Here is a 1,482-nt window from a genome sequence, read left to right as displayed (position 1 = left end):
CTAAGGAGGATCTGGGCTTCGTCGTAGTGACGAAGGAACGAAGATGAAGCCCAGATCCTCCAATGTAAAATCGCCCGCCAAGGCCCCAGCAGAGCGGGTAGTGAAGGACATCCGCCGACAGACCCGGCGCCACTTTTCGGCCGAGGACAAGATCCGCATCGTGCTGGATGGCCTGCGCGGGGAAGACAGCATCGCCGAGCTATGCCGCAAGGAAGGCATTGCCCAGAGCCTGTATTACACCTGGTCGAAGGAGTTCATGGAAGCTGGCAAGCGCCGCCTGGCCGGCGACACCGCCCGTGCCGCGACCACCGGAGAGGTCCAGGACCTGCGCCGCGAAACCCGGGCCCTGAAGGAATGCGTGGCCGATCTGACACTGGAAAACCGTCTGCTCAAAAAAAGCATGATCGCGGATGGGGGCAACGACGAATGAGGTATCCCGCATCCGAGAAGCTCGAGATCATCAGAACCGTCGAGCAGTCGCACCTGTCGGCCAAGCGCACGCTGGACCAACTCGGCATCCCTCGTCGGACATTCTACCGCTGGTATGATCGCTACCTCGAAGGCGGGCCGGAGGCGTTGGAAGATCGGCCATCGGCGCCGAGCCGGGTGTGGAACCGCATCCCGGCGGGCATCCACGACCAGATCATCGAGCTGGCGCTGGAACAGTCTGAGCTGAGCCCCCGGGAACTGGCCGTGCGCTTCACCGATGGGCAGCGCTACTTCGTGTCGGAATCCACGGTTTACCGCCTGTTGAAGGCCCGCGACCTGATCACCAGCCCGGCCTATGTCGTGATCAAGGCTGCCGATCAGTTCCACACGAAAACCACGCGGCCGAACGAGATGTGGCAGACCGACTTCACCTACTTCAAGATCATCGGGTGGGGCTGGATGTATCTGTCGACCGTGCTCGACGACTTCTCGCGCTACATCATCGCCTGGAAGCTGTGCACCAACATGCGAGCCGAGGACGTCACCGACACGCTGGACCTCGCCCTGGCGGCTTCTGGTTGCGACAGCGCCACGGTGCTGCACAAACCCCGGCTACTCAGCGATAATGGCCCCAGCTACATCGCGGGTGAGCTGGCGGAATACATCGAGGCCCGGAAGATGAGCCATGTCCGCGGCGCCCCGTGTCATCCCCAAACCCAGGGCAAGATCGAGCGCTGGCACCAGACCCTGAAAAACCGCATCTTGCTGGAAAACTACTTCCTGCCCGGCGACCTCGAAGCTCACATCGAGGCCTTCGTCGAGCACTACAATCACCAGCGATACCACGAGAGCCTGGCCAATGTGACGCCTGCCGACGCCTACTTCGGCAGGGCTCCGGCAATCATCAAACTGCGCGAAAGGATCAAGCGACAGACCATCGAACATCGGCGCTTGCAGCACCGCAAGTTCGCCGCCTAACATCAACCCCCTGACGAGGTCCGCACTCCGCTAATCTACGCCGCGAGTTGTGCCGAATGTTCTGACGACGGACAG

At 61.7% G+C, this 1,482-nt stretch carries 1 protein-coding gene; it reads left to right on the top strand.

The annotated features are described in order from the left end of the window. Positions 1–43 precede the first annotated feature (43 nt). Positions 44–1,407, top strand: a protein-coding gene (locus IL54_RS02800; RefSeq protein WP_409592734.1) for an IS3 family transposase whose coding sequence is annotated in 2 segments (ribosomal slippage) — positions 44–391 and positions 394–1,407 — 1,362 coding nt in all. Because the reading frame shifts where the segments join, the coding sequence is not laid out codon by codon here. Positions 1,408–1,482: the final 75 nt, after the last annotated feature.

Source organism: Sphingobium sp. ba1, assembly GCF_000743655.1.
GTDB lineage: Bacteria > Pseudomonadota > Alphaproteobacteria > Sphingomonadales > Sphingomonadaceae > Sphingobium.
This window is presented reverse-complemented; position numbering and strand designations above follow the sequence as displayed.